This window comes from Listeria rocourtiae FSL F6-920 (genome assembly GCF_000525975.1).
GTDB classification, from domain to species: Bacteria; Bacillota; Bacilli; order Lactobacillales; family Listeriaceae; genus Listeria_A; species Listeria_A rocourtiae.
On record NZ_AODK01000067.1, the window covers coordinates 1 to 8758 of the forward strand.

The 8758-nt window shown below is 41.2% G+C and carries 4 protein-coding genes and 4 pseudogenes; 5 read left to right on the forward strand and 3 right to left on the reverse strand.

The genetic code is table 11. The annotated features are described in order from the left end of the window. From PROCOU_RS18125 to PROCOU_RS15360, 3 genes are all read left to right on the forward strand, one after another. Nucleotides 1-268, forward strand: a 268-nt coding sequence (locus PROCOU_RS18125; RefSeq protein ID WP_036074105.1) for a hypothetical protein, incomplete at its 5' end; no start/stop codon positions are given. A 446-nt stretch (nt 269-714) separates the two neighbouring features. Next, complete coding sequence (locus PROCOU_RS15355) at nt 715-1587, forward strand: ROK family protein (RefSeq protein WP_036074110.1); 873 nt, start codon at nt 715-717, stop codon at nt 1585-1587. 101 nt (nt 1588-1688) lie between these two features. Further along, on the forward strand, nt 1689-2618 hold the full coding sequence (locus PROCOU_RS15360; protein ID WP_036074113.1) for a nitronate monooxygenase: 930 nt from the start codon (nt 1689-1691) through the stop codon (nt 2616-2618). A 53-nt stretch (nt 2619-2671) separates the two neighbouring features. Here the strand turns inward: PROCOU_RS15360 and PROCOU_RS15365 are convergent. The 3 pseudogenes from PROCOU_RS15365 to PROCOU_RS15375 all read right to left on the reverse strand — a co-directional run bounded on the left by PROCOU_RS15365 (nt 2672) and on the right by PROCOU_RS15375 (nt 5762). Beyond that, a pseudogene (locus PROCOU_RS15365) lies at nt 2672-3080 on the reverse strand (VOC family protein). Nucleotides 3081-3174: 94 nt separating this feature from the next. Next, nucleotides 3175-4543, reverse strand: a pseudogene (gene argH / locus PROCOU_RS15370) (argininosuccinate lyase). 3 nt (nt 4544-4546) lie between these two features. Continuing rightward, nucleotides 4547-5762 (reverse strand): annotated as a pseudogene (locus tag PROCOU_RS15375) (argininosuccinate synthase). Between the two features lie 242 nt (nt 5763-6004). Between PROCOU_RS15375 and PROCOU_RS15380 the strand changes: the two are divergent. Both PROCOU_RS15380 and PROCOU_RS15385 read left to right on the forward strand, forming a co-directional pair. After that, nucleotides 6005-7052, forward strand: a pseudogene (locus PROCOU_RS15380) (alpha/beta hydrolase fold domain-containing protein). A 275-nt stretch (nt 7053-7327) separates the two neighbouring features. Further along, complete coding sequence (locus tag PROCOU_RS15385) at nt 7328-8017, forward strand: response regulator transcription factor (RefSeq protein WP_036074116.1); 690 nt, start codon at nt 7328-7330, stop codon at nt 8015-8017. The last annotated feature ends 741 nt before the right edge of the window (nt 8018-8758 follow it).

An 8758-nucleotide genomic window follows, 5' to 3' on the forward strand; every position in this document is an offset into this window, starting at 1 on the left:
GCAGTTTCATTGCATTCAACTGCATATTGAGGTTCTAAAAAAGCACAATACGCTTTTCGAGAACCACAACAAAGCTAGATCCGGAGGCGTTTTACGTGATGCCGTACATGGATTACATGCTCACTATGTTCTCATGCATATTGAGGCTCTAAATCAGCAGACTACGCTTCTTAAGAGCCACAACAAAGCTGAAACGGCCCGTTCAGCTCCGACAAAAACTGGAGCGGCCGCAGTAAAAAGTCGCTCTTGCTTTTTATGGAGGGCGTGAAGTTTTCGAGGAGTTGGCTAAGAAGAAGGCAGTTTCATTGCATTCAACTGCATATTGAGGTTCTAAAAAAGCACAATACGCTTTTCGAGAACCACAACAAAGCTAGATCCGGAGGCGCTTCACGTGATGCAATACGTGGATTACATGCTCGCTTCGCTCTCATGCATATTGAGGTTCTAAAAAAGCAAAGAACGCTTTTCAAGAACCACAACAAAGCTGGATCCGGAGGCGCTTTACGTGATGCCGTACAAGGATTACATGCTCGCTTCGCTCTCATGCATATTAAGGCTCTAAATCGGCAAAAAGCCTCATAAGTGCCTCGATTATTTTCTGTTAAATAAGGAATAAAAGACTATTTTTGATAATTGTTAGACAATAATCTTCCTAAACTTAAGGATTTAATATACAATGAAAACGAATACATAATTAAAAAGGAGTGGATTTCTATGGTTTTTGGAGCGATTGAAGCAGGTGGTACGAAGTTTGTTGTGGCGATTGGCGACGCATCTGGCAAGATTTTAAAACGAGAAACGTATCCAACAAAGGAACCGGCGGAAACAATGAAGTTGGTGGAGCGTTTTTTCAAGCAATATGAAGGGGAGTTAGAGGCGATTGGTGTTGGTTCATTTGGCCCTATTGATGTTCGAAAATCAAGTCCTACATATGGTTACATCACGTCTACTCCGAAATTGGCGTGGCGCAATTATGATATTGTTGGCGCATTAAAACAAGCGTTTCAAGTTCCAATTGGTTTTACAACGGATGTGAATGCGGCGGCGCTTGGCGAGGTATCACTTGGCGCGGCAGAAGGATTATCAAGTTGTATGTATATTACAATCGGAACCGGAATTGGTGCTGGAGCTGTCGTAAACGGCAAAATGTTGGAAGGTTACTCGCATCCTGAAATGGGGCATATTATGGTTCGGCGTCATAAGCATGATCGTTATCAAGGAAACTGTCCCTATCATGGTGACTGCTTGGAAGGACTTGCAGCGGGTGGTGCTATCGAAAAGCGCTGGGGTAAAAAGGGTATGGAATTAGCAGAAAATGAGGAAGTTTGGAATTTAGAAGCACATTATATTGCGCAGGCGTTGATGAACTATAGTTTAATCTTATCACCAGAACGGATTGTCATTGGTGGCGGTGTTATGAAACAGCGTCAAGTTTTCCCGCTCGTTCGCCAGAAATTAAAAAAATTGATTGCTGATTATATCCAGTTGCCTGATTTAGAGGAGTATATTGTACCACCGAAATTGGAGGACGATGCAGGGATTACTGGCTGTATTTTGCTAGCGGTACAGAAGAAAGAAGAAGCCTAGATTTTCACATAAGAACAGCCATTTTCCGGCGAAGTGGTTGTTTTTTGTGAATCATTGTGAGAAAATGTACATGAAATGAAAATTGTATCGGAGGCAAAATTATGTCAATAACGGAATTATTACATATCGAATATCCAATTTTGCAAGGAGCGATGGCACAAATTGCGAAGGCACCGCTTGTTGCTGCTGTATCGAACGCTGGCGGCTTAGGCATTATCGCATCTGGTGGAATGAGTGGTGAGGAACTGCGAACTGAAATTAAAAAAACGAAGGCATTGACGGATAAACCGTTCGGCGTAAACTTGATGTTGATGATGACGAACATCGAGGAATTGACAGCGGTTATTATTGAAGAAGGCGTGAAAGTTGTGACGACAGGTGCTGGAACGCCGAAAACGTATATGCCGATTTGGAAAGAAGCTGGAATTATGGTTATCCCAGTTGTGCCATCTGTTATGATTGCGCGTAAAATGGAGCAACTTGGTGCGGATGCGATTGTAGCAGAAGGCACAGAAGCGGGTGGGCATGTTGGTGAAACGACAACGATGGCGCTCTTGCCACAAGTAGTGGATGCTGTTTCGATTCCAGTCATTGCCGCTGGTGGGATTGGTGATGGTCGCGGGATTGCTGCTGCTTTTGCATTAGGCGCGCATGGAGTACAAATGGGGACACGTTTTCTTGCAACGGAGGAATGTCCGGTTCACGAGAATTTTAAATTGGCTTGCTTAAAAGCAAAAGATCGTGATACGGTCGTGACTGGACGCCGAAATGGAGCACCGGTTCGCAGTATAAAAAACAAGATGATTAAAGAGTATCAGCGTTTGGAGGAGGAAGACGTGGATCGTGATGTGCTAGAAGAATTGACGCTTGGGTCGCTACGCAAAGCTGTACAAGAAGGTGATACTGAAAATGGCTCAGTTATGGCAGGGCAAATTACGGGGATGATTACGGAAATTAAACCTGTTAGTGAGCTGATGCAAGAGATGGTGGCACAAGCAAAGCAGGTAGCAAACGAGTTAACTATAAAGTAATAATAAAAAACAGTCTTGATACCCTTATATAGAAGGAATCAAGACTGTTTATTTTATTGCACTACGTTTGGTTCCATATACATAACTTCCCAAAGGTGACCATCAGGATCTTGGAAACTACCACTGTACATGAAGCCGTGGTCTACTGTATCGTTAGAAGCAGAACCACCAGAAGCAAGTGCTTTTTCAACAAATGCATCAACTTCATCACGATTTTCAGCGGAGAAGCCTAAAATAGATTCTGTTGTTGCTGTTGCGTCTGAAAGGTCTTTTTTTTGTAAAGTTTTTAAAGAACGATTCCACGACTAGCATAACAAAAGTGGTGTCGTTTAAAATCAAACATGTAGCATTCTCATCTGTAAATTGTGGATTGAATTCAAATCCGAGTGCTGCGAAGAAGTCCACCGATGTATTTAAATTTTTTACTGGTAACGTGATAAAAGTCATTTTTGCTTGTACCATTTTTTTTCACTCCTATTCTTTTTTAATCTTTCTTATTATACTTTATTTTTAGATAGATTCATAATAAATGACCTAGAACTTTGGAAAGTCTAGATCATTCATTTTTTGCTTTTTTAATCATAGCTCTGATTTGGTCAAAACCAGTGCCACCATAAGAGTTACGTTTTGCTACTGCTGTATGAGAAGCAAGTGTCTGATAGATATCTTGCTCAATAGCGGGATGAATCGCCTGATAATCAGCAATTGTCACATCTTGTAAATATATTCCTTTTTTAGTGCAATCGAGAACGAGTTTCCCGACAATCTCATGTGCTTCGCGGAACGGTACGCCTTTTTTTTGCGAGGTAATCAGCAAGCTCGGTCGCATTAGAAAAGTCTTTTTGGGTCGATTTTTCCATCACTGATTTATTCACTTTCATTGTTTCAATCATTCCGGCGAAGATATCCAAGCTCGTTTTTACTGTGTGAACTGTATCGAACATGCCTTCTTTGTCTTCCTGCAAATCCTTGTTATATGCGAGTGGCAATCCTTTTAAGACAGTTAGCAAGCCAAATAAGTTGCCGTAAACGCGTCCTGTTTTTCCACGAATTAATTCTGCCATATCCGGATTTTTCTTCTGTGGCATAATACTACTTCCCGTTGCAAACGCATCAATCAATTCGACAAACTGGAATTCGTGACTCGTCCATAAAATCAATTCCTCACAAAAACGCGACAAATGTGTCATCAAAAGGGCACTGTTACTTAAGAATTCAATAATGAAATCGCGATCACTAACACCGTCTAAACTATTATCATATATTGCACTAAATCCAAGCTGTTCCGCACTGTATGCCCGATCAATTGGAAAAGTCGTCCCCGCGAGCGCAGCACAGCCAAGTGGTGAAATATCGATCCGTTTTATACTCTCCGTTAAGCGCTCCAAATCACGGCTAAACATACCGTAATAAGCCAGCAAATGGTGTGCAAAAGAGATTGGTTGGGCATGTTGCAAGTGCGTATAACCAGGCATAATTGTTTCTACATGATCCTCTGCCTTTGCCACAAGCACCGTCCGCAAATGTGCTAAAGAAGCGGTAATCTCTGTAACGGCATCCTTCAAATATAAATGCATATCCGTTGCAACTTGGTCATTTCGACTCCGTGCCGTATGTAGTTTTCCAGCCACAGGCCCAATTTCCTCGTGCAACAATTTCTCGATATTTAGATGAATATCTTCGTTTACCACGCTAAATTCAAGTTCACCGTCCGCCAATTTTTCAGCAAGAATTTCAAGCCCTGACTTGACTTGAGAAGCTTCATCTGCCGAAATAATCCCGCACTTTCCAAGCATTTTCACATGAGCTAAACTACCCGTAATATCCTGCTTTGCCAATTTTACGTCAAAGGAAATCGAGGCGCCGAATTCATCAATCCAGGCCTCACTTTTTCCTTGAAAACGACCGCCCCATAATTTTTCCATGATTTACACCTCTGTTTTCGCATTTAATTTTGCATTGACTTCCGCGCTAACTTTTGTTGGTAGACCCCAAAGCTTAATGAATCCAACCGCAGCATCTTGATCGAATGTATCTGCCGAAGTATACGTTGCTAGGTTCTCGTCATAGAGTGAGTTCGGTGATTTCCGACCTTCTACAATCGCATGTCCTTTGAAAAGCTTCATCCGGATGGTGCCATTCACATATTTTTGCGTATCTTTCAAGAAAGCGACTAGAGAACTCGTCAAAGGTGAGAACCAAAGTGCGTTGTAGATAACTTCGCTAATTTTTTGCTCAATCACAGGTTTAAAATGTGCGACTTCACGAACGAAAGTCAAATCTTCGAGCTCTTTATGCGCTGTAATCAAGGCAATCGCGGCTGGACATTCATAAACTTCGCGCGACTTAATGCCAACAAGGCGGTTCTCGATGTGATCAATCCTGCCAACACCGTGAGCACCTGCAATTTTGTTTAATTTTTGAATTAGAACAGCTAAGCTCAGTGACTCGCCGTTCAAAGCAACTGGAACCCCTGCTAAAAACTCAATTTCGATAATTTCCGGTGTATTTGGTGTGTCTTCAAGCGCTACAGTCAAATCGTATGCAGCTTCAGGCGGAGCAATCCATGGATTCTCCAATACGCCACACTCATTGGAACGTCCCCATAAGTTTTGATCGATAGAAAATGGGTTATCTAAATCAATCGGGACTGGGATATTATGTTTTTGCGCGTATTCAATTTCTTCTTCACGTGACCACTTCCAATCACGAACTGGTGCAACAACTTTCAAATCAGGAGCTAGAGCATGAATCGCCACTTCGAAACGAACTTGATCATTTCCTTTTCCGGTACAACCGTGTGCGATTGCAGATGCACCTTCTTGTCTGGCCACTTCTACGAGTTTTTTTCGCAATTAATGGACGAGAAAGAGCAGAAATAAGTGGATATTTCCCTTCATAATAGGCATGAGCTTGTAGAGCGATTAAAGCAAACTCTTCTGCAAATTCTTCTCTTGCATCAATTGTGTATGAAGCAGAAGCTCCGACTTGGAGGGCTTTTTCTTTAATAAATTCCAAATCTTTTCCTTCACCAACATCTAAACAGCACGCAATCACATCATAATTTTCCTCTGTCAACCATTGAATCGCAACGGAGGTATCTAAACCACCAGAATAAGCAAGAACGATTTTTTCTTTTGTCATGTCTACATCCCCTTTTATTAATAAATATACATTTCGATAAAACTAATAATACCATCATACTAGTGCTAATTCAACTATTTTATTTATTATTATTCATATTTTTGTTTAAATATCCAAATAAAAAGATATGAAATCGCATCATGTCGCGCATTCTACTAACCTACAAATTGGTTAAAATTTTTTTAAAACTGCTATACTTAAAAGGTGAATTACCTGAGATTATTTTAGAGGAGTGAGCGTAATTGAAACAGACATTGAAATGGATTGGTATTGTTTTAGTCAGCATCGTATTGTTACCATTAGTTGTTATTTTCTTCATCTATAAGAAAGCAATCGGTAAGCGGGAATACGATCCAAAGGTTCTTGATAATCTAGAAGAAGCAGCGCAAGATTATGTGAAAAAAACTGCGCCTTTATCGGATGTGGACTCACGTTACAAATACATCCGCCTAGCTGAGAAAGCAATTCCAGCAGCAAAAGAAATTGAAGTTGGAGAAATTGAAAATAAAAAAAATAGACGGTCCCGGTGGTAAAATCAGTCTTCGCATTTATTCACCAGAAGCAGACGGTCCATATCCGTTGATGGTGTATTTCCATGGTGGCGGATTTGTAACGGGCAGCGTACAGTCAACAGATGGTATTGCCCGTAAATTAGTTCAAGCAACGGGATATCGCGTGATTTCGGTAGATTACCGTTTAGCACCAGAGAATCCGTTCCCAGCAGCAATTGAAGATGCGTATGCAACAGTAGCATGGATTTCCAAGCATTTAACGAGCTTACGTGCAAAATCGAAGGATATTGTCGTAGCCGGAGATAGTGCTGGTGGAAATATCGCTGCGGTTGTTGCCCAATTAGCGAAGTCGAAAGGAACTCCGAATATTTCGAAGCAAGTTTTGTTATATCCACCGGTCGATATTTTTTCAAGAGACGCTTCCGTTCTTTACCCGTCAATGGATGAATTTGCGGAAGGCTATGTGTTGACAAAAGAATCATTGGACAAATATTTCAAACTGTACTTATCAGGTGCAACCGATCGTAAATATGATCCGCTTGTTGCCCCAGTTCGTAATAAAGATGTTTCGAAATTACCAGCAGCATTTATTGCGACTGCTGAATATGATCCATTACGCGATCAAGGAGAAGCATATGCACAGAAACTAAAAGATGCAGGCGTTCCAGTTTACGCGAAACGGTTGGAGAAAGTAACGCATGGCTTTATGAGTACGCCTTCTGCTGCAACGAATGAAACGTACGAATTAATCAGTGAATTTTTAAAAGAGAAATTATAAAAGGAAACGGTAGCAGTTTTTGACTGCTATCAGCGTGTCGACAAACACCCATCTCCGTCGTTAAAGCCTGTGCGCTGGTGCTCACATACCCAAGTATGCTCCGCTCCAATGCTCAACTTTGCCTAGGATCTAAGTATTTGTCGACACGCTGAGGTTTGGTGAAAAATCATGTGAAGTAGTTTTTCTACATTTTGGTAGCAGTTTTTGACTGCTATCTTTTTTTGCGATTTTTTTCTATTTGTGGGAAGATAAATGAAAAGAAGGGACGTGGGATCATGACTTTAGGAAAAATTTTGATTGCGGAGGACGATAATGATATTAATCATCTTATTTCAGATGTGTTGACACGCGCAGGATATATGGTGACACAGGCATTTTCAGGAACTGAAGCAAAATTATATTGGAATAGTGAAGCATTTGACTTGTTGTTGTGCGATTTGATGCTACCTGGGATGACAGGGGAGGAGCTCGTGGCAGAGATTGTGGAGGCGCGAGATGCGATAACACCAATAATTATTATTTCGGCTAAGAATACAGTGATGGATAAGGTAGATTTGTTGAAATTAGGGGCCAGCGATTATATAACAAAGCCATTTGATATTGAGGAGTTATTGGCGCGCGTGGAGGTACAGTTACGTAAAAAAAGAGTAGAGTCTGGTGTCAAAGAAGACTTGGTTTTGAATGGGTTACGTTTGTCAAAGGAACGATACAGTGTTCAATTGGACGGAACGGATATTCACTTAACAGCACGGGAATTTGGGATTTTGCAGTTACTTTTTAGTAATCCTGGGAAGGTTTTTACAAAGGAGAATATTTTTGCATCAGTTTGGGGCGCAACAGAATTTATTGATGAGAACACAGTGAATGTACATATGAGTAATATTCGTGGGAAGCTAGGGAAGGTTGCGCCAGATAGAGAATTTATTGAGACAATCTGGGGGATTGGGTTTAAAATGAAAAGCTGAACGGGGTCGCTTAGTTCCGAAAAAACTTGTTAGGGGAATGAACGAAAGCTCACTATGCCCTATTCATGTTGTTGTCCTAAGAAATCAAATACGATTTCTTAGGACAACAACAATTTCAAGGAGTTAGCTCGTGAAGCTGGTTGAGCACGATGTGTTGTTATAGATTTTATGTATACTCATTTTTTCGCTCCTATACATTTGATAAAGCTAAATTAGACTGAGTGGTAAAAATATCTCTCGGTTTTGTTGTGGCTATTATGAGGCATCATTTGCCGATTTAGAGCCACAATATGCATGAGAGCGAAGCGAGCATGTAATCCATCAGTGGTTCTTAAGCGCAGAACAAGGAATAACTAGAATCAAATAAGAAGCAGTACGCACGAGAACCTCAATATGCAGTTGAATGCAATGAAACTGCCTTCTTCTTAGCCAACTCCTCGAAAACTTCACGCCCTCCATAAAAAGCAAGGAAGGCTTTTTACTGCGTACTGTATCACGTGAAGCATCTCCGGATCCAGCTTCAGAAGCCAGGCCCTCGAAATTTTCGTGGCCTCCATAAAAGTCAAAAGAGGACTTTTACTACGCCCTCTAACAAATTTTTTCGGGCCTAACGGGCTTCTTCAGCTTTGTTGTGGCTCTTAAGAAGCGTAGTATGCTGAATTAGAGCCTCAATATGCATGAGAACGAAGTGAGCATGTAATCCATGTACTGTATCACGTGAAGCGCCTCCGGATCCAGCTT